At 38.8% G+C, this 17,766-nt stretch carries 19 protein-coding genes; 13 read left to right on the top strand and 6 right to left on the bottom strand.

What is annotated here, in order from left to right:
* The first annotated feature begins 288 nt into the window (after window positions 1–288).
* Window positions 289–1,713 (top strand): glutamate--tRNA ligase, encoded by a 1,425-nt coding sequence (gltX, locus tag A6E04_RS09235; protein WP_012550846.1) that lies wholly within the window; start codon window positions 289–291, stop codon window positions 1,711–1,713.
* A 52-nt stretch (window positions 1,714–1,765) separates the two neighbouring features.
* Here the strand turns inward: gltX and A6E04_RS21290 are convergent, their stop codons facing one another.
* The 3 genes from A6E04_RS21290 to A6E04_RS09225 form a co-directional block, all read right to left on the bottom strand.
* Window positions 1,766–1,942, bottom strand: a complete 177-nt coding sequence (locus A6E04_RS21290) for a hypothetical protein (RefSeq protein WP_012550845.1) — start codon at window positions 1,940–1,942, stop codon at window positions 1,766–1,768.
* Between the two features lie 150 nt (window positions 1,943–2,092).
* On the bottom strand, window positions 2,093–4,009 hold the full coding sequence (locus tag A6E04_RS09230) for a GGDEF domain-containing protein (protein WP_158007231.1): 1,917 nt from the start codon (window positions 4,007–4,009) through the stop codon (window positions 2,093–2,095).
* Between the two features lie 157 nt (window positions 4,010–4,166).
* Entirely contained in the window at window positions 4,167–5,303 is a 1,137-nt protein-coding gene (locus tag A6E04_RS09225) for a flagellar assembly protein FlgT (RefSeq protein WP_017021175.1), read from the bottom strand.
* Between the two features lie 172 nt (window positions 5,304–5,475).
* Between A6E04_RS09225 and A6E04_RS09220 the strand changes: the two genes are divergently transcribed.
* Both A6E04_RS09220 and A6E04_RS09215 read left to right on the top strand, forming a co-directional pair.
* Window positions 5,476–6,111 carry a FlgO family outer membrane protein gene (locus tag A6E04_RS09220; RefSeq protein WP_012550841.1) on the top strand — a complete coding sequence of 212 codons (636 nt, stop codon included), beginning with the start codon at window positions 5,476–5,478 and terminating at the stop codon, window positions 6,109–6,111.
* A gap of 8 nt (window positions 6,112–6,119) precedes the next feature.
* The gene (locus tag A6E04_RS09215) at window positions 6,120–6,554 is read left to right on the top strand and encodes an LPP20 family lipoprotein (RefSeq protein ID WP_012550840.1); all 435 of its coding nucleotides are present in this window, start codon (window positions 6,120–6,122) and stop codon (window positions 6,552–6,554) included.
* A 546-nt stretch (window positions 6,555–7,100) separates the two neighbouring features.
* On the opposite strand, the gene A6E04_RS09205 is transcribed toward A6E04_RS09215, so the two are convergent.
* The 3 genes from A6E04_RS09205 to flgA all read right to left on the bottom strand — a co-directional run bounded on the left by A6E04_RS09205 (window position 7,101) and on the right by flgA (window position 8,839).
* Window positions 7,101–7,529 (bottom strand): flagella synthesis protein FlgN, encoded by a 429-nt coding sequence (locus A6E04_RS09205; RefSeq protein WP_017021173.1) that lies wholly within the window; start codon window positions 7,527–7,529, stop codon window positions 7,101–7,103.
* 52 nt (window positions 7,530–7,581) lie between these two features.
* Window positions 7,582–7,893: a flagellar biosynthesis anti-sigma factor FlgM gene (flgM, locus tag A6E04_RS09200; protein WP_017021172.1), complete on the bottom strand. Its 312-nt coding sequence runs from the start codon at window positions 7,891–7,893 to the stop codon at window positions 7,582–7,584.
* A gap of 220 nt (window positions 7,894–8,113) precedes the next feature.
* The gene (flgA, locus tag A6E04_RS09195) at window positions 8,114–8,839 is read right to left on the bottom strand and encodes a flagellar basal body P-ring formation chaperone FlgA (RefSeq protein ID WP_241802806.1); all 726 of its coding nucleotides are present in this window, start codon (window positions 8,837–8,839) and stop codon (window positions 8,114–8,116) included.
* A 95-nt stretch (window positions 8,840–8,934) separates the two neighbouring features.
* Here flgA and A6E04_RS09190 point away from each other — a divergent pair, with 95 nt between their 5' ends.
* The 10 genes from A6E04_RS09190 to A6E04_RS09145 all read left to right on the top strand — a co-directional run bounded on the left by A6E04_RS09190 (window position 8,935) and on the right by A6E04_RS09145 (window position 17,680).
* Window positions 8,935–9,855, top strand: a complete 921-nt coding sequence (locus A6E04_RS09190; RefSeq protein WP_012550836.1) for a chemotaxis protein CheV — start codon at window positions 8,935–8,937, stop codon at window positions 9,853–9,855.
* 71 nt (window positions 9,856–9,926) lie between these two features.
* Window positions 9,927–10,754, top strand: coding sequence for a CheR family methyltransferase (locus A6E04_RS09185; RefSeq protein WP_012550835.1), 828 nt, complete (start codon window positions 9,927–9,929; stop codon window positions 10,752–10,754).
* A 194-nt stretch (window positions 10,755–10,948) separates the two neighbouring features.
* Window positions 10,949–11,344 carry a flagellar basal body rod protein FlgB gene (gene flgB, locus A6E04_RS09180; protein WP_012550834.1) on the top strand — a complete coding sequence of 132 codons (396 nt, stop codon included), beginning with the start codon at window positions 10,949–10,951 and terminating at the stop codon, window positions 11,342–11,344.
* A gap of 2 nt (window positions 11,345–11,346) precedes the next feature.
* The gene (gene flgC / locus A6E04_RS09175) at window positions 11,347–11,763 is read left to right on the top strand and encodes a flagellar basal body rod protein FlgC (RefSeq protein ID WP_012550833.1); all 417 of its coding nucleotides are present in this window, start codon (window positions 11,347–11,349) and stop codon (window positions 11,761–11,763) included.
* A gap of 15 nt (window positions 11,764–11,778) precedes the next feature.
* Window positions 11,779–12,489 (top strand): flagellar hook assembly protein FlgD, encoded by a 711-nt coding sequence (flgD, locus tag A6E04_RS09170; protein WP_012550832.1) that lies wholly within the window; start codon window positions 11,779–11,781, stop codon window positions 12,487–12,489.
* A gap of 164 nt (window positions 12,490–12,653) precedes the next feature.
* Window positions 12,654–13,952, top strand: coding sequence for a flagellar hook protein FlgE (flgE, locus tag A6E04_RS09165; RefSeq protein WP_017021169.1), 1,299 nt, complete (start codon window positions 12,654–12,656; stop codon window positions 13,950–13,952).
* A gap of 213 nt (window positions 13,953–14,165) precedes the next feature.
* On the top strand, window positions 14,166–14,915 hold the full coding sequence (locus tag A6E04_RS09160) for a flagellar basal body rod protein FlgF (protein WP_017021168.1): 750 nt from the start codon (window positions 14,166–14,168) through the stop codon (window positions 14,913–14,915).
* A 54-nt stretch (window positions 14,916–14,969) separates the two neighbouring features.
* Window positions 14,970–15,758, top strand: a complete 789-nt coding sequence (gene flgG / locus A6E04_RS09155; protein ID WP_012550829.1) for a flagellar basal-body rod protein FlgG — start codon at window positions 14,970–14,972, stop codon at window positions 15,756–15,758.
* Between the two features lie 12 nt (window positions 15,759–15,770).
* The gene (flgH, locus tag A6E04_RS09150; protein ID WP_012550828.1) at window positions 15,771–16,556 is read left to right on the top strand and encodes a flagellar basal body L-ring protein FlgH; all 786 of its coding nucleotides are present in this window, start codon (window positions 15,771–15,773) and stop codon (window positions 16,554–16,556) included.
* Window positions 16,557–16,558: 2 nt separating this feature from the next.
* Entirely contained in the window at window positions 16,559–17,680 is a 1,122-nt protein-coding gene (locus A6E04_RS09145) for a flagellar basal body P-ring protein FlgI (protein WP_017021167.1), read from the top strand.
* The last annotated feature ends 86 nt before the right edge of the window (window positions 17,681–17,766 follow it).

The following is a 17,766-nucleotide window of genomic DNA, read 5'->3' as shown; positions in this document are numbered from 1 at the left end:
ATTAGCGAGTACATCAAAATCTCTTGAGATGTTGACGTATTGGTATGAGAAATCGTCAGTAGAAGATAAGTCGACTATTTTAACGTGGCTACTTAATAAATAATGTAATTTATCTTATCTATAGTGATCGCTTACATTGGTATTTGTTAAGCGGTCCGCTTCCTTTCTTTATCTCTTCTTGAACTTAACCTCACTCAATCATTGTAGATTTACCTTATGGTGCTAAAATAGCGCATAAATTACATGGTGCTGACAGATTCAGCTCAACCTCTTCAAAAGGTAATATCGATGACGGTTAAAACACGTTTTGCTCCAAGCCCAACAGGCTACCTTCACGTTGGTGGTGCACGCACTGCACTTTATTCATGGCTTTTTGCTAAAAACAAAGGCGGCGAATTTGTACTTCGTATTGAAGACACAGATTTAGAACGTAACTCTCAAGAAGCGGTTGATGCAATTCTTGAAGGCATGAAGTGGATGGGAATGGAGTGGGATGAAGGTCCATACTACCAATCTAAGCGTTTTGATCGTTATAACGAAGTCGTGGATCTATTGCTTTCTGAAGATAAAGCATACAAATGTTATGCTTCAAAAGAATTGCTTGATGAAATTCGTACAGAGCAAGAAGAAAATAAAGAGATGGCTCGCTACGATGCAAACCATCCTAAAATTGTTGCCGCAAATGCCGCAGCAAAAGAAGGCGATGCTTCTGTTATTCGCTTCCGTAATCCAAAAGAAGGCAGTGTTGTCTTTGATGACCAAATCCGTGGTCGTATTGAAATCTCAAACAGCCAATTAGATGACTTGATCATTCGTCGTACTGATGGTGCACCAACGTATAATTTCGTTGTTGTCGTTGATGACTGGGATATGGGTATTACTCAGGTTATTCGTGGTGAAGATCATATTAATAATACACCTCGTCAAATCAATATCTATGAAGCACTTGGTGCTCCAGTACCAATGTTTGCACACTGTGCAATGATTCTTGGTGATGATGGCGCTAAATTATCTAAGCGTCATGGTGCGGTATCGGTAATGCAGTATCGTGATGAAGGCTATCTACCTAATGCACTAAATAACTATTTAGTTCGTCTTGGTTGGTCTCATGGTGATCAAGAAATCTTCTCTCAAGAAGAAATGATTAACTTGTTTAGCCTAGATGCAGTAAGTAAATCAGCGTCGGCGTTTAATACTGATAAACTTCGTTGGTTGAACAACCATTACATCAAAACATCTGAACCAGAATATGTAGCTAACTACCTACAATGGCATTTAGATCAAAAAGAAATCTCTTTAGACAATGGCCCAGCAATTACTGACGTTATTACTTTAGTTAGTGAGCGTTGTAATACATTGATTGAGCTTGCTGACCAATCTCGTTATTTCTACGAAGACTTCGAAGCATTTGATGCTGGCGCAGCTAAAAAACATCTACGTGGTGTTGCCAAAGGTCCTCTAGAATTAGCGCTTGCTAAAATTGAAGCTCTACAAGAGTGGACAACAGAGAATCTACATAACGTCATTGAAGAAGTTTGTGCAGAGCTAGAAATCGGTATGGGTAAGATTGGTATGCCTTTGCGTGTAGCCGTTACTGGCGGTGGTCAATCACCATCAGTTGACGCGGTAATGCAGTTAATCGGAAAAGAACGAGTCGTTACTCGAATTAAGATGGCGTTAGCATTTATTGCTGAACGTGAAGCGAACGCTTAATTCAAATACGATTAAATTAAAAAACCGCTGATTTCAGCGGTTTTTTTTTGTGCTAAAGAATGCTTTTAATTGTCCCTTCCGCTGCTTTACACAGTGTTGCATATGTCATAACTACTGTGCCATCAGTTTGTTCACAGGACACTTTCGGACCTATTTCTGTTGAGCCTTCTAAAGCGAATACATTAGACGAAAAGGCAGCAATTAAAATGGCTAATAATCTATATTTCATGATGTTATCCTCAACAATACGTTTATTGATATATCCATGGTAGTTATTTATTTTCGCATATCCATTGCTTATTTAAATATAGTTGTGAATGTAATATTGTAAATATTCAGTTGGAAATTACATCGAATTACATTTATGCAGATAATTATCTTAAGTGATTGGATCAATTAACGCATCGACAATACAATTTCGACCATTCGCTTTGGCTTGATATAATCCTTCATCTAAAACGAAGTAGATTTGGTCTATATCCGTCATTGATTCTTCAATATACATCCAAGAAAAGCTTGCCGTAATCGCTAATCTTTTTACATCTAACGTCATGAATGTTGATTGTTCGAGTTCAACTCTTAATTTATTTATTAACCTAGAGCATTCCAACTTTGACAGGTTTTTTAAGATAATCATAAATTCCTCCCCCCCAACACGACCGATTTCATGAGGGAATGAGAGGTGTTTTTGTAGGACGATTGATAAGTGCTTTAAAGCTAAATCACCATTTGGATGTCCGTGTTCATCATTGAATTGCTTGAAATTATCAACGTCGAGCATGATTAAGGCCATTTCTGAATGAGGTGTTTTTAATGTCGACTTAATTTTATTAAAAATAGAAGCCCTATTATTTAGGGTTGTTAATGTATCTTTCTCTGTGAGTAAACGAAATTTTCTTCGTGAGTACGTCATATAGAGAGTAAATAAAAATAAAAAGATAAAGCATAAAAAAAGTAGGTTACGATTTTGCTTTGTTTTAAGTAATTCAGTTTGTTGTTGTTTTTTATTGTTCTCTGAGTTTTGGATAATAATTTGATTTTCAAGGGTGTTTCTACGTAACTCTAATGCTTCGTAAGCTTGTTGTTCTTTATTATGGTTTATCCATTGCTGTAATGCTTCATACGATAAATGACTCTCTAGTGCCGCTTCAAATTTCCCCATACCTTTTAATATCTTTGCTTGATGCAAATAGGATGAAGCAAGTAAATTTTTACTTTCTGTTTTTTTTGCTTTATTAATCGCCAAATTTATCAGTTCTAATGCTTTGTTAGGGTGTTGGTATTCCAAATAAATACGACTCAATGATTGATATGTATTGATGATTAATTTGGCATTTTTTTTATCTTTAAGTGTCGATAAGGCTAAGTAAAGGTATTCAATACCTTCATCAAAAAAACCTTCTGCAGTTAATATTTTGCCATGAACTAAGTAAGCAGAACCTAAGCCTATTTTGAACAGTCCGCTATTAAAGTGTTCAATAGCCCGCAGAGAAAATAATTTTGCTTTATCTAGTTGTCCTTTTTTTAAATATAATTCAGCTAAATCAGTTTCTGTTTGTGCTACTTTTTGAGCAATATTTCTGCTTTTTCTAATCTCTAGTGATTTTAATAAATACAATTCACCTGAATTTAATTTACCCATAGAGATAAGTAAGTTTCCAATGTTATTAAAGGTAGTGTCATTAATGTCATAGGGCTGACTTAGTTTTATCACTTCCTCACTGGCTTTTAATGCTTTGGTGAAATTATTCATTTCTTGGTAGGCAAGTGCAAGCAATCGATAGGGCCACTTAAGGTCAATATAATGATTGGTTGATGTTTTTATATTTTGTATAGCGCTCTGACAATAAAATTCGCCGAGATAAAGCTGACCTAACATAAGATTATATTTACACAGTTGTATATTAAAAATTGCATCTAGGTCAGGGTCATCAAGCTTATCGGCTTGTTGGTAGCTCTGAGAGGTAAGAAAAAAAGCATTTGATATTTGCGCTTGATCTTCAAGATTCATCGCTTTAACAATGGCATATTCAACTTGAGAGTAAGGATTAGCTGTGGGGGATGGTAAAGGATATTCACCGCCTCTGCGTGTTATGAAACCATGCATGCGAAGGGCGACATAAACCCGTTCTGCGCTAGGTTCAAGGCCATTATAAACGTCTTCTAGCATGATTAAAGCGAGATTAGGATCTTGAATTCTTGCTTGGTGGTAGTCTTTTTTCCAAGAGTCAGACTCCATTATTGAAATGGCATAGGAAGAAAAAGACACCATTAACCAGAGAGTTAATAGTGTCATCAATTTTATCGATGTGGACATAATAAGCCAGTTGGAATGATGTTCTAATTATTTTGAAATGATAACGTAATGGCAAACGGAAAACGATGGGCAGGATCGCGTTAATGGAAAAACAGCCTCAGGGCTGTCTTTCCATAAGATAAATGCGAGTAACTTATTATTTTGGCGTGACTTTATGCATAACATCACCAATTTGAATGCTGTTAATTAATTGAGGTTGATTAACGATTAATTCAGCATTTTGTTCATAAACGCGATCAACCGTTAATGTTATATTCGTTTTGGCTACCTTATTACGAGGCAAACCATTTTGATCAATGAATGCACCAGTGTGCCATAAATCCAACGTATCGCCTTTTTTAACACCATGAATACGACCTAGATCCATCGTGATACGATTGTTATTAATATTTACTACTTGTGGCAATGTCATTTTACAAGCGAATTTATTTTCTAAATCGAGCATCATGTCACGATTAACACGAAGCACCATTTCACCAAAAGCTGAAGTCCAAAAACGAGCACTTTGTGTATCGACTTCGCTGGTTTTAGGGAAATCCCATTGAGCAACATCACGATAATTATTGCTGTAAACCGTTTGTCCTGTTTTCCCATCAATGACGGCAACGTCAATTGCAAACTGACGATTAATGGTGTCTTTCTTTAATAAATTTTGTTCAATGGTTGCACTTAAATCTGTAATTTGACCAGAGTAAATATATTGAGCCCCATGATCTTCGGCAATCATTTTAGCGACTTCTGGTTGACGTTTATCAATGCGGATATGAGACGTACCGACAGACACAAAGCTTTGTGATTCTTTATCTAACTGTCTAGCGAATATGGTGCTGAGATCTTCACCCATCTGATAAACCTTTCCCATAACCGCTTGTTGTGGGGAGTCTATCGTGATTTCGCTTGTCATCACTGTTTTTTTGTATTGCCCAATATGGCAACTGTTTGCCGAAGGGTAAATGTCAATACGAGTGGTAACGTACAGCTTGCCGTTTTTCTTTTTTTCTTTGATCACTTCAATACTACGAACTTCAGTTCCGCTAAATTGATAGTGTTTATTATCGTTTTCTAAAAAGACACGAAGATCTTTTAGGCGGCTAATATCGGCCCCTGAGAAAAGCATCGCTTGGTAAGCGGCATCTTCTAGTGCATGAGTTCTTGCCGCATTTTTACTGGTAAGAACACTTGCAGAACCTGTGACCTCGAACCACTCGGCATTAACCTGTGCGGTGTAACACATTGTAAATAAAGAGGTAATTAAATAAATTATTTTTTTCATCGTTACTATCTGCCAAATGGGTATGAAATTTGCTAACTAATATTTGTTGATTGATAAAAGTACTTACAAATTGCGTTTATTAGACTATAGCAAGTTTTGTTCCTAGTTTGAGTTTTAAGCTTTTATTAGGAGAAACAGTAAGTATATAAAAACATTATCTGGAGATAATAGAATGAGAGTTTTGGTTGTAATGTTACTGTCTATGGTAATAAGTGCTTGTGCTTATTCACCTATTTATAATGGTAAAGAACCGTTTAATGGCAGCCCATTTATGTTAGCTGATACGCCTAGACATACGATGGATTATTTTATTGAAAGTTTAACTGAACAGTTGATTACGTCTAACACGACGCTATCAGCACGTTCTCCAATTGCGATTACTTCTTTTGTTGATTTACAGCAGATGGATCAAACGAACTGGTTAGGTAACTCTGTAACTGAAGGGTTTATTTTCCAACTGCAACGTCGTGGCTTTAAAGTTATTGATTATAAAACAACAGGAAACATCAGAGTTACTCAGCAAGGTGATTTTGCGTTTAGCCGTGATTGGAAAGAATTAGTTCAAGAGCAGCAAGTTGATTATGTATTAACGGGAACCATGCTTCGTCAAGATGGTGGCGTATTAATTAACGCTCGTATTATTGGAATGCAAACTCGTGTTGTTGTTGCTTCTGCACAAGGCTTTTTACCTGCGGATCGAATTGGCCGTGATTTAGATACATTAAATACCATGAGAATGGAAGATGGCGTTTTAATTCGTTCTGATGTCGAAAAAGCAGATCGCAATACTATTATTTTACGTCCATAGGAGATCTAATGATGAAGCATTGGTTTTTATTAGCATTATTAGTCTTAGTGGGTTGTCAGCCTTTAGGTGTAATGCGTGAAAGTGATCATTTGAATGCGGTTGGTTATGCGAGCATTAGTGAGCAAGCCGGCAAGAATATTGATGAACAACGAATTCGCGCAATGCGAGCATCAAAAGTTGATGCGTATCGTGAGCTTGCAGAGCAAGTCTACGGAATGCGTATCAGCGGTAAAGTTGAGATGAATGATCAACAACTTGGTGAAGAATCAACAACTGCAGGTGTGGATGGTATTATTCGCGGCGCAGAAGTGATCAGAACATACTTAGTTGGAGACAGCTACGTAACTGAGCTGAAATTAGATCTTAAAAAGATGGAACGCATGAAAAACCAAGGTCAGGTTTATGATGTGCCATCAACACAAAGAAAAACAACCTTATTTTAAGGTAATACTCTCATTCAACATCATTTTGCCCTAGGTATTAATACCTAGGGCTTTTTTATGTCAATCTTGAAAGAGAAAGATTGTTAATACCTATTAATAACAATGGGTATCATCGGTTAAATAATAAATATAATTTAATTAAAAGTGCGTAATATTCCGCATTATTAACTTTTCCTAGTATAAAGTTTGCCACCTGTTGAGATAGTTTATATTTTTAATTAGGTAGTTAAGGAATATTAGGTTGATATGGTTGTTTTTATAAGCTGGATTTATGTGTCTTTATGCATTGGTGTTTCTATCATCGCGCATAGCCAAGAGCGTTCAGCGCCTGTTTTTTTTCTTATGTCTTTAATACTGACACCTATTGGTGGTTTTTTGATCACACTCTTCCTGACAAAATCAGATAAGCGTCATTATAAGAATTAAAGGGAATAATAGCGTTGTCTTGATGCAGAGAAACAATAGTCACATTGTTTCTAAATAGGGAAGGCGTAGGGTTATAAGTGACAAATTGGGCGGATCTATAGATGAGTTAACCGAGATTGGTTACGCTTTTATGTTTGTACCAAGTGTCGTTATGTTACGTGTTTGTCCTTCAGCAGTATAAGTCATGCCATTTTTCCCACGACTTTGTTGCATAAGATTATTTAACTTATTAAAACTTAGTTGGGCGCGCTGAAGTGCTTCCCCATTGATTTCATTTTCTTGTTTACAATCATGAATAATCGATTTTATTTCCGTTACTTTTTCATTTAACGCGCTATCTTCAGAAAGCAGCTCTCTTTCTGTATGGCTACCTAATAACTGATCATATTGACGTAGTTGGTTTAGCAAGCCTAATTTATCATGAGCAATGCTTTCCATATCCGCCGATTTTCTACTTGCTATCGCATATTTCTCTCGACTAAGAACCGTCGAAAGAGATAAAGCGACACTGCGTTGTAGATTTAATAATTCAGTTAATGTTTGTGCCATATTGTCTCTGTATACTTCTATTGGTTATCTTAAAGAGACTAACCAGCCTAGGTTATAGGCCAGCCAGTTCATCTTCAAATTTGATAATATTGTCAGCTAGACGTTCTGGATCAACAGAATACGATCCATTTGCGATAGCTGCTTTTATTGCCGCTACTTTGTCTGCGTTAAAAGAAGGTTCTGTCGCTAACTGTTGATGCATTTGGCCAATTTCTTTACCTTGGTTACTTAAAGAAACCGCATCTGCTTTTGCTGACATTGCCGGTGCTGCACTTGCTGGAGCTTTATCACCAGAGTCAACACGAGCTTGGCTGCGTAGCGTTGACATTGCCTGGCTAGCACGTAATTGGTCAATACTTGTCATAATATTCAAGCCTTTTCGCCGATTAAAACATTTTCTTAATGGATATATCGGCTGTCAAAAAAATAACTTAAGTAAATAATGAAGTTTTTTGACGCTTTTTCATTATTTAAAAACTGTTGTTAAACTAAGCATAAATAATGCCAGTTTCCACTTATCGGCGGTGTGTTAAGAAAGTTTAGAGGAAATATCCATTAAATTTAAGTCAAATTAACATTCTGACTTAAAACCGAATACTAATTTCACCTACCGCAGTAACAACGCCATTGATGATGCGTTTAGATTTGTTATTTTGGACGTTTACATTATCGCCTAAAGCCGCATCACCCAATGCTGTTCCTTTGGTTAGGATACTTAATTCCCCTTTTACCGCTTTAATTATAACACTGTCATTGCGACATACCATGCAGATGTCGTTTTTTTCAACAACATCACCGGCTCGAACGCTGCGTTTAATTCGTGACCCAATAAGATCATTCGTATTAATATAACCGCCTCGGCGATACGTTCGGCTGTTGACTAAGGTTAAATTTAAGTCATTTGCGCTGAGTGTGAGTCCTTTTGACAGGGACGTTGCCGCCGTGACTAAAGGCATCATTAGCTCCGCTTTTACAGGGACATAGACCTTCCAATCATCTGCGATACATTCAACTAATACGGACGTATTACCACTGGAATTAAGTCGACCGGGTAAAGAAGGCATTAAAGGTTCTGGACAGTCTGTCGCATGAATTCTACTATCTATCCGCGCGGACTCAAGACTTAATGTGCCGTTACTCGGTACTTCAATTTGAGATTCTAGAAAAGACTCTGCAGAGTCTTTAATTGCTTCAAGTTGCTCATCTGTGGCAGCATACGCATTAGTATTAAAGAAACTTATAAATATGCCGATAAAGCTTATAAGTCGATAAAAAGTGATTTTGTTATCACGCTTTTTAATTATCATCATATTTTTATTATAAAAGGCCATATGGTACATCGTGTTCTTAATGGGTTTATGTTAGGCTCGCGGTTTATTTATCATGGCACAAGATGGAGTCATATATGACAGGCATACTGGATTCGGTGAATCAGCGCACACAACTTGTAGGGCAAAACCGTTTAGAACTACTTACTTTCCGTCTTATGGGACGTCAACGTTATGGTATTAACGTTTTTAAAGTAAAAGAAGTATTACAGTGTCCGAAGTTGACTTCAATGCCAAATTTAAATCCATTAGTAAAAGGAATTGCTCACATTCGAGGTCAAACGATCTCTGTGATTGATTTAAGTCTTGCAACTGGTGGGCGAGCAACAACAGATATTGATAAGTGTTTTATCATTATTTCAGAATTTAACCGTACCATTCAAGGCTTCCTTGTTAAGTCTGTTGAGCGTATTGTTAATATGCATTGGGAGGCAATTTTACCGCCACCACAAGGCACTGGACGAGCAAACTACTTAACCGCAGTAACAAACATTGATGATGAATTAGTTGAAATCTTAGATGTAGAAAAGATTTTAGCTGAAATTGCACCTATTGATGAGACCATGAATGAAGAATTGGTTGAAGAAATGGCGTCGATCAGTCCAGAAGTGGTTCGTAGAGTATTGATCGCTGATGATTCAAGTGTCGCTCGTAAGCAAGTGCAACGTGCCGTCCAATCGATTGGTTTTGAAACTATCATGGTAAAAGATGGTAAAGAAGCATTAGATAAATTAGTCGATATGGCAAATGCAGGTAGCGTATACGAACAAATTGGTTTGGTTATTTCTGATGTAGAAATGCCTGAAATGGATGGTTATACACTAACGGCAGAAATTCGTCGTGAACCAGCATTGAAAGATCTACACGTTATTTTACACACTTCATTAAGTGGTGTTTTTAACCAAGCGATGGTTGAACGTGTCGGGGCAAACCAATTTATTGCGAAGTTTAACCCTGATGAATTAGGGGCTGCTGTTAAAAGAGCGGTTGAGAAGTAGAGCCTGTCTGTTATTTTGTCACCTGTAAAGTAAGGTGACATTCATTTTATTATTTGGAAATTTATTCGTTAATGACAACTATAACTATCAACGAACAAGAATATCGTGATTTTAGCCGATTTCTTGAGTCTCAATGTGGCATTGTCCTTGGTGACAGCAAGCAATATTTAGTGAGAAGCCGACTGAGCCCTTTAGTTGCTAAGTTTTCATTAGCTTCATTATCCGATTTATTAAAGCAAGTTATTGCTGGCAGAAATCGTGAATTGCGTGTTGCTGCTGTTGATGCAATGACAACGAATGAAACATTGTGGTTTAGAGACGGCTATCCGTTTACCGTATTGGCTGAAAAATTATTGCCAGAATTTGCTGCTAATCGTCGTCCATTGAAAATTTGGTCAGCGGCGAGTTCGTCAGGCCAAGAAGCGTATTCAATGGGAATGATTATTTCTGAGATCCAAGCGCGTAAACCCGGTTTCTTACCTAATATCGCGATTACGGGGACTGACATTTCACCATCAATGCTTGATACGTGTAAAGCTGGGGTTTATGACAATCTTGCGTTAAGCCGTGGGTTGTCACCAGAGCGTCGTCGTGCATTTTTTGAAGATGTGGGTGATGGTAAGATGAAGATCAACGATAAAATTCAACGTATGGTTAATTTTCGTCCTCAAAATCTAATGGACAGTTACAGCTTACTTGGTAAGTTCGACATCATTTTTTGTCGTAATGTATTGATCTATTTTTCTCCAGATATGAAAGCCAAAGTATTAAATCAAATGGCGGCAAGTCTTAACCCTGGCGGGTATTTATTGCTTGGTGCTTCGGAATCGTTAACAGGATTAACCGATAAATTTGAAATGGTACGTTGTAATCCAGGTATTATTTACAAACTAAAATGATCTAAATTGATTTATTTTTGAACAAAAAGCGGCTTTGGCCGCTTTTTTTGTGCCTCAAATTCAGGTTAGGCATGTTAATTGCTTTATTTTTTGTCAGTAGTATCGTCAATCTGCTTGTTAAGTAAAAAGTTGGCATACAGGTTGCAATATAGAATTTATATATACTGCTAGTCAGTTCTTGTGGAGGTTTTGAAATGGCAATTTCTTTTGATAAAGCATTAGGTATTCATCAGTACACCGTTGGAGTTCGCTCTCAACGTGCTGAAATGATAGCGACTAATATCGCTCAGGCGAATACTCCTGGCTATAAAGCAAAAGGAATGGACTTTCAAAAAGCAATGCAGTCGGCAACATCAAAGGCAAGCATGGGTCTTAGTCGTACGGATGGTCGGCACATTAATGCCTCAACACGAGTGGCAGGGGAAATTCAATACCGTCTTCCTACCCAACCTGATACAGGTGATGGAAATACGGTAGATGTGGATTTGGAGCGTAATTTATTTATGCAAAACCAACTTCGTCATCAAGCATCATTAGAGTTTTTAGGCAGTAAATTCAAAAATCTCACCAAAGCAATTAAAGGGGAATAGAGATGAGCTTATTTAATGTTTTTAACGTTGCAGGTTCTGCAATGAGTGCAGAGTCAGTTCGTCTCAACACCACTTCAAGTAACATGGCAAATGCGGACAGTGTCAGTAGCTCAGCTTCTGAAACCTACAAAGCTCGTCACGCTATCTTTGGTGCAGAATTGAGTAAAGCTAAATATAAACAAGACTTTACAGTACCTGTAAAAGTGCTGGGTATTGTTGAAAGCCAAAAACCGCTACGTGCTGAATATAACCCCGATCACCCTATGGCAAACGACGATGGTTATATTTTTAAACCAAACGTTAATGTAATGGAAGAAATGGCAAACATGATTTCTGCTTCTCGTTCATACCAAACGAATGTGCAAGTTGCAGATGCAGGCAAACAAATGTTGCAGAGTACTCTGCGAATGGGTCAATAAGGATAGGAGGTAGCTATGACTGGAATCAATAACGTTGGTCAACAAGGCTTGTCCTACATCGACCAGCTTAAAAGTCTTCAAGAGGCGAACAAGCCTGAAAAGACAACTGGCGGTAAAAATGAACTGAAGCAAGAAGACTTCCTTGCATTATTAACCAAACAGTTGTCTCAACAAGACCCATCTAAGCCGGTTGAAAACGATCAAATGATTGCGCAAATGGCATCATTTGCAACCGTTGATGGTATTGGCAAGATGAATAAGCAGTTCGATAGCTTAAATACATCAATGACATCTAACCAAGCATTACAAGCGTCTTCGCTTGTTGGTCGTGATGTGCTAGTACCAGGTGCTAAAGGCTTAAAAGAAGCTGATAAAGGTATGGCGGCAATGGTTAAATTGCCTAAAGCGATTAATAGCTTATTGGTTCGTGTTGAAAACGAACAAGGCCAATTAATTCGTACCTTAAATGTAGGCGCTAAACCAGCCGGAGACTCACGTGTTGAGTGGGACGGTAAAGATGATAAAGGCAATGCAATGCCTGCTGGCCGCTACAGCATTAAAGCGGCTGGTGTGCTAGATGGAGAAAACAAAGAATTTGGTGTATCAACATACGCTAACGTCAACAGTGTTCTTCTAGGCAAAGGCAATGGCAATGTTTTGCTTAATCTTGCTGGTTTTGCTTCACCGATGAAATTAGCCGAAGTGCTAGAGATCGGCAAAGCATAAAATGGCGAATATTCAGTGCAGCATTAATTGCTGCCTGAATACTCGTATTTATTGTTAAAAATTATTAAAACATAGAGCTATGCCAATTCCTTTAACATTCCCAAATGATTGTGATCGTTAATGGAATTGGAAAATAATCAGCGTAGCTAGATAGGAGATATTAAATGTCATACGTAGCATTAAGTGGTCTATCCGCTGCTCAAAAAGATCTAAACACAACGTCAAATAACTTGGCAAACGCCAACACCTTTGGCTTTAAAGAGTCTCGTGCAGAATTTGGTGATGTGTATTCGTCGTCACTATTCTCAAATACTAAAACCACAACTGGTGGTGGCGCGCAGACAACTAAAATTGCTCAGCAATTCCATGAAGGGTCTAGTATTTATACGAATAACCCAATGGATTTACGTATTTCTGGGCAAGGTTTCTTTGGTGTAGCAAAGGATCGTCTTCAGCCTGGAACAAATGAGTTGAGCCGTAATGGTGCGTTTCATTTAGATAAAGAAAATTACGTAACAACATCAAATGATGAATTTTTATTGGGTTACGAAGTCGACCCTGAGTCGGGTAATGTGTCATCTTATCAGCCAAAAGCACTTAAGATCCCAGATCAATTTGGTAAGCCAAGAGCCACTGAAAACGTTGATATTGGCATGAACTTGCCAGCATCAGAAGTGCCAAAAGATCCGGCTCTTTTTGATATGAATGATCCTGATACGTTTAATAAATCAACCTCAGTGACAACGTACGATTCATTAGGTCAACCATACAAAATGACCACGTATTATGTGAAAGACGCAACGCAACCAAACCGTTGGAACGTGTTCTATTCTTCTACGGATACGGAAGGTGAAAAAGCGGTTAACATTAATGCGGGTGACGCAACAAATGCGGCAGGTCAAGTAGGTCACTCAATCGTATTTAATAATGACGGTACAACCCAAAGTGTGAATGCTGGCCAACCAGTGACTACAACACCTTTAGGGGCGAATGGTCTTAATATGAATGGTGCGGATACGCAACAAACATTAACCATGAAGTTTGATAATCCAACTCAGTTTTCAGCACCGTTTGAAATGCGTCGCTTCAGTGAAGATGGCGCAACAACAGGTTATTTATCGAAAGTAGACATTGATAAGAGCGGTAACATTGTTGGTTCTTACTCAAATGGTAAAGACGTCACGTTAGGTCGTGTTGCGATGGTTCGAGTAACCAACCAACAAGGTCTTGCTCAGAATGGCGGCACTCAGTGGTCGACTACTCAAGCGTCTGGTGCGGCAATTTGGGGTGAAGCAAACCAAGGTTCATTTGGTGATATTCAAAGTGGTACGTTAGAGCAATCAAACATTGATATGACTCAAGAGCTGGTTGATTTAATCTCAGCGCAACGTAACTTCCAAGCGAACTCTCGTGCATTAGATGTGCACAACCAGCTACAACAAAATATCTTACAAATTCGATAAGCCAATTGAATTAATAACGTTAAAATTGCCGTCTACTTTGACGGCAATTTTTTACCCGATACTATTGCCTCTTCCTCTCCATTCTTTTCCTCTTCGTATTTTTATGCCTACGTAAACCGAACACCAATACAGTTAACTTATTGATCTATAGCTTATAAAAAACTTGGCACACTCATTGCTATACTGAGTGTAGATAGATTTTTGGAGTTCATTATGGATCGCGCATTATTTTTAGCCATGAGTGGCGCTAAGCAAAACATGCAAGCTATGCAGCTTAGCTCAAACAACCTTGCCAACGTAAGTACGACTGGTTTTCGTGCTGATTTAGAGCAAGCGCGTGCAATGCAGGCGTATGGTGAAGGTTTACCTAGTCGCGTATTCAGCATGACTGAACGCCCGGGACAAAATTTTGCACAAGGTTCTGTCATCACGACGGGCCGCGATTTAGATTTAACCATTGAAGGTGATGGTTGGATTTCAGTAATGGACAACACTGGCCGCGAAGGGTTGACCCGCGCAGGTAATCTAAAAATTGATGAGACAGGCTTGCTAATGAATGGCAGTGGCCATTTGGTGATGGGCGAAAATAATGCGCCGATTACTTTGCCGCTTCCAATTTCAAAAATTCAAATTGCAAAAGACGGTACGATTTCAGTATTAGAGCAAGGTGCACCAGCAGAAGCCATGGCTGAAGTCGACCGCATTAAATTAGTAAAAACAGATAACCGTGATTTATTCAAAGATACGAATGGTTTGTTCCGTTCTAAAAATCCTAATAATGCATTTCAAGCCGACGCTAGCGTGACGGTGCTTAAAGGTGCATTGGAAGGCAGTAACGTAAATGCCGTAGGTGAGATGACCAATTTAATTGATTTGCAGCGTCAGTTTGAAATGCAAGTCAAGATGATGAGTACTGCTGAAGAAATGGATAAAGCTTCAAGCTCATTATTACGTATGGGTTAATTGAACAATTAACTTGATTAACTTTATACATTAAAAAATTTATAGGAATACAAAATGAATCCAGCATTATGGGTAAGTAAAACAGGCTTAGACGCACAACAAACCAACATCGCGACTATCTCAAACAACTTGGCGAATGCCTCAACGGTTGGTTTTAAAAAAAGCCGTGCTGTTTTTGAAGATCTGTTTTACCAAAACGTAAACCAAGCCGGCGCTCAATCAACACAAAACACAGAGCTTCCAACGGGATTAATGCTTGGTTCTGGTTCTAAAGTTGTGGCAACACAAAAAGTATTTACTAACGGTAATGCACAAACCACGTCGAACGGTATGGACATGATGATCGAAGGTAAAGGCTTTTTCCAAATTACAATGCCAGACGGCAACCTTGGTTATTCTCGTAACGGTCAATTTACGTTGAACTCTGAAGGCGCAATGGTTACAACCGGTTCTGGTTACCCTTTAGAACCAGAAATTGTGGTTCCTGAAGATGCAATTAACGTGACCGTTGGTACAGATGGCGAAGTGTCTGTTCGTTTACGTGGTCAACAAGATAACCAAGTGATTGGTCAAATTACGACGGTTGATTTCATTAATCCAGGTGGTTTAGAACCTGTAGGCCAAAACCTTTACTTACCAACGGGTGCAAGTGGTGATCCTCAGGAAGGCACGCCAGGTTTAGAAGGCTTAGGAGCGATTCGTCAATCTATGCTTGAAGCATCAAACGTAAACGTAACCGAAGAATTGGTAAACATGATTGAAGCGCAACGTGTTTATGAAATGAACTCTAAAGTAATCTCTGCTGTTGATAAGATGGCAAGCTTTGTTAACCAACAATTATAATTGGTGATTAGGATGAAACGTCTTCTTTGTTTACTGCTATTAACTACCTTGACTGGGTGTGGATCTTTCTTGATTCAGAATCCAAATTTACAAGAAAATGAAGTGACTTCAGCGACCACCAACGTGGATGCAGTTGAGGGTGACAAAGAAGAAGATACGGGCATTATCGATACGCTTCGTGGTCGTAGTGAGCCTATTTCAGGTGATCCAGCGTGGGCGCCGATTCATCCAAAAGAAAAACCAGAACATTATGCAGCCGCAACTGGCTCATTGTTTAATGTGGATCATGCACAAGACATGTACGATGACACTAAGCCGCGTGGTTTAGGCGACATTGTTACCGTTATGCTTGCTGAAAATACCAAAGCGGCAAAAAGTGCCGATGCAGAATTATCAAAGAAAAACGATTCAAGCATGGACCCTTTGCAAGTGGGTGGTCAAGAGTTGCAAGTGGGTGGGCAGTATAATTTCTCGTATGAGTTATCTAACGATAATAAATTTACAGGTAATACGTCTGCGAACCAAAGTAACAGCTTAAGTGGTTCCATTACGGTGGAAGTGATTGAAGTACTTTCTAATGGTAACTTATTGATCCGTGGGGAGAAGTGGTTAACCCTAAATACTGGGGATGAATACATTCGTCTTAGTGGCACGATTCGTCCGGATGACATTGCTTTTGATAACACAATAGCCTCAACCCGTATTTCAAACGCTCGAATTCAATATTCAGGCACGGGTGATCAACAAGATATGCAAGAACCTGGATTCTTGGCACGATTCTTTAATGTAGCACTATAATAATGACGAATCGTTGGAGTTTTGACGTGAAGAAAAACCTAGTTACCTTAATTCTTACTTGGTTATGCCTAAGTATCTCTACTGCACAAGCGGCACGTATTAAAGACGTGTCAGAAGTTGCAGGAGTTCGTAGTAACCAATTAATCGGCTATGGTTTGGTTTCTGGTTTACCGGGAACGGGCGAATCAACGCCATTTACCGATCAAAGTTTCAATGCCATGTTACAAAACTTTGGCATTCAATTGCCACCAGGCACAAAACCAAAAACGAAAAACGTAGCAGCAGTGATGGTCACTGCGACATTGCCAGCTTTTGCAAAGCAAGGTCAAGTGGTTGATATTACGGTTTCATCTGTTGGTTCAGCAAAAAGCTTACGTGGTGGTACATTATTACAAACCTTCTTAAAAGGCTTGGATGGAAAAACATACGCCATTGCACAAGGTAATTTAATTGTGAGTGGTTTTAGTGCAACCGGTGCTGATGGTTCTAAAATTGTGGGTAATAACCCAACAGTCGGCCGTATTTCTGGTGGTGCAATGGTTGAGCGTGAAGTTCCGTCGCCATTCGGTCGTGGTGATTTCATTACCTTCAACTTACTAGATTCAGATTTTACAACCGCTCAACGTATGGCTGATGCGGTCAATAATTTCCTTGGCCCTAATATGGCTTCAGCGGTTGATGCGACTTCTGTTCGAGTTCGAGCTCCCCGAGATATTAGCCAACGAGTTGCGTTTTTATCTGCGGTAGAAAATGTTAACTTTGACCCAGCAGATGGCTCAGCAAAAATTATTGTGAATTCTCGTACTGGTACGATTGTGGTTGGTAAACACGTTAGATTAAGAGCGGCCGCAGTGACTCACGGTGGAATGACAGTAGCAATCAAAGAAAACCAACAAGTGAGTCAACCGGGACCATTCGGTAATGGTAAAACGGTTGTAACACAAGACTCTGACATCGAAGTAACCGAGAAGCAGGGTAAGATGTTTAAATTTGAACCGGGCTTAACGTTAGACGATTTGGTTCGAGCGGTGAATGAGGTTGGTGCAGCACCATCCGATTTAATGGCAATTCTTCAAGCGTTGAAACAAGCAGGCGCAATTGAAGGCCAACTGATCATTATTTAAGTTTGATTTCAATGATTCTAAAAACGCACTTTTTTGAGGTGCGTTTTTTTATGTTTGTTATTTACAAAATTAGCAGCACGACGACT

The organism is Aliivibrio logei (assembly GCF_001691055.1).
Taxonomy (GTDB): domain Bacteria; phylum Pseudomonadota; class Gammaproteobacteria; order Enterobacterales; family Vibrionaceae; genus Aliivibrio; species Aliivibrio salmonicida.
The sequence above is the reverse complement of the archived record's forward strand: the minus strand, read 5'-3'. Positions and strand labels throughout refer to the sequence as shown.

Coding starts and splice junctions, on each gene's coding strand:
- gltX (WP_012550846.1), top strand. CDS start 289: ATGACGGTTAAAACACGTTTTGCTCCAAGCCCAACAGGCTACCTTCAC.
- A6E04_RS21290 (WP_012550845.1), bottom strand. CDS start 1,942: ATGAAATATAGATTATTAGCCATTTTAATTGCTGCCTTTTCGTCTAAT.
- A6E04_RS09230 (WP_158007231.1), bottom strand. CDS start 4,009: ATGACACTATTAACTCTCTGGTTAATGGTGTCTTTTTCTTCCTATGCC.
- A6E04_RS09225 (WP_017021175.1), bottom strand. CDS start 5,303: ATGAAAAAAATAATTTATTTAATTACCTCTTTATTTACAATGTGTTAC.
- A6E04_RS09220 (WP_012550841.1), top strand. CDS start 5,476: ATGAGAGTTTTGGTTGTAATGTTACTGTCTATGGTAATAAGTGCTTGT.
- A6E04_RS09215 (WP_012550840.1), top strand. CDS start 6,120: ATGATGAAGCATTGGTTTTTATTAGCATTATTAGTCTTAGTGGGTTGT.
- A6E04_RS09205 (WP_017021173.1), bottom strand. CDS start 7,529: ATGGCACAAACATTAACTGAATTATTAAATCTACAACGCAGTGTCGCT.
- flgM (WP_017021172.1), bottom strand. CDS start 7,893: ATGACAAGTATTGACCAATTACGTGCTAGCCAGGCAATGTCAACGCTA.
- flgA (WP_241802806.1), bottom strand. CDS start 8,839: ATGATGATAATTAAAAAGCGTGATAACAAAATCACTTTTTATCGACTT.
- A6E04_RS09190 (WP_012550836.1), top strand. CDS start 8,935: ATGACAGGCATACTGGATTCGGTGAATCAGCGCACACAACTTGTAGGG.
- A6E04_RS09185 (WP_012550835.1), top strand. CDS start 9,927: ATGACAACTATAACTATCAACGAACAAGAATATCGTGATTTTAGCCGA.
- flgB (WP_012550834.1), top strand. CDS start 10,949: ATGGCAATTTCTTTTGATAAAGCATTAGGTATTCATCAGTACACCGTT.
- flgC (WP_012550833.1), top strand. CDS start 11,347: ATGAGCTTATTTAATGTTTTTAACGTTGCAGGTTCTGCAATGAGTGCA.
- flgD (WP_012550832.1), top strand. CDS start 11,779: ATGACTGGAATCAATAACGTTGGTCAACAAGGCTTGTCCTACATCGAC.
- flgE (WP_017021169.1), top strand. CDS start 12,654: ATGTCATACGTAGCATTAAGTGGTCTATCCGCTGCTCAAAAAGATCTA.
- A6E04_RS09160 (WP_017021168.1), top strand. CDS start 14,166: ATGGATCGCGCATTATTTTTAGCCATGAGTGGCGCTAAGCAAAACATG.
- flgG (WP_012550829.1), top strand. CDS start 14,970: ATGAATCCAGCATTATGGGTAAGTAAAACAGGCTTAGACGCACAACAA.
- flgH (WP_012550828.1), top strand. CDS start 15,771: ATGAAACGTCTTCTTTGTTTACTGCTATTAACTACCTTGACTGGGTGT.
- A6E04_RS09145 (WP_017021167.1), top strand. CDS start 16,559: ATGACGAATCGTTGGAGTTTTGACGTGAAGAAAAACCTAGTTACCTTA.